The sequence below is a fragment of the Okeania sp. SIO2C9 genome (assembly GCF_010672455.1).
Lineage (GTDB): Bacteria > Cyanobacteriota > Cyanobacteriia > Cyanobacteriales > Microcoleaceae > Okeania.
In genome coordinates this window covers 1-1,108 of record NZ_JAAHGO010000286.1, presented here as the reverse complement: position 1 = coordinate 1,108, position 1,108 = coordinate 1, and the positions used below count along the sequence as shown (strand labels likewise).

1 protein-coding gene is annotated in these 1,108 nt (G+C 49.5%); it reads right to left on the bottom strand.

Annotated features, from left to right (window positions below; all coding sequences use genetic code 11):
• Positions 1-226 precede the first annotated feature (226 nt).
• On the bottom strand, positions 227-1,108 hold an 882-nt coding region (locus F6K23_RS41065; protein ID WP_293167034.1), incomplete at its 5' end, for an NAD(P)-dependent alcohol dehydrogenase.

Below are 1,108 nucleotides of genomic sequence, written 5' to 3'. Positions count from 1 at the left end.
CCTTCGGCATTGTTCCTCGTTCAGGACTATCTGGTCTCCCATCCTATGCAAATGGCGCTTTTGATGATGCTGTAATAAGGATGCGGCTTCAGCCAGGCGGTTTTTGTTAAAATCTTCAATTTCACAGTGCATTATATCTCTCCGTTCTGTTGTATTGTATCAGCATCCTTGTGCACAAGCTTTCTTTTTTTGCCTGAAGACAAAAGCATCATTATTGCGATAGGAATCAATGATGCGTCAGGATGATGTTTCCTTTTTTATGGCCCGATTCCATATATTGATGAGCTTCGCCGGCCTGCTCCAGCGGGTAGGTCCTGTCGGTATACGTTTTAATGACGCCCAACTCGATGAGATTTTTCAGGTTGACCAGATCTTCATTTGTTTCTTTGACCAGGGGCGATAAGGCTTTGTAGGACGAAAAAAGTTTCAGCATCAGAATATGGGCGATTTGCTTCAATCCAAATGTGGCGAAAAGGTAGGTTCCCCCGGGTTTGAGCAGTCTGTGGGACCTGAAGGAGCTGACCGCATAAGTATCGAATATGATGTCGAACTTTTCAGAGCTGTCCATAATGTTTTCTTTGGTGTAATCAATCACCGTATCTGCACCCAAGTGTTTGACGAAAGAGATTTTTTCCGTGCTGCACACTCCCGTAACCTCTGCGGAGAACAGCTTTTTGGCGATCTGCACCGCATAAATGCCTACGCCGCCGGAAGCGCCCAGAACCAGCAGGGACTGGCCCTTCTGAATTTCCGCCTGCTTCAGGAACTCGAAGGCCGTCAAGCCTCCCTGGAGAACGCCGGCGGCTTCTATGAACGTCATATTGGCGGGCATGTGGGTTGCCTGGGATTCCGGCAGGCAGATGTAATCCGCATTGGCTCCCATGGACACGCCGGGAAAAGCGAAAACCCTGTCTCCTTTTTTCAATGTGGTCACCCCTTTGCCTGTATCTGATACGATACCCGATAGTTCGGTCCCCAGGATCGGCTGTTTGGGGCCGGCGACGCCGAACCATAATCTTTGCATCCAGCCCATTCCTTTGTGGGACGTACAGCTCCTGGCCAAGCTGTCATACCGCGTCACCGACGACGCTTTGACCTGGATTTTTAA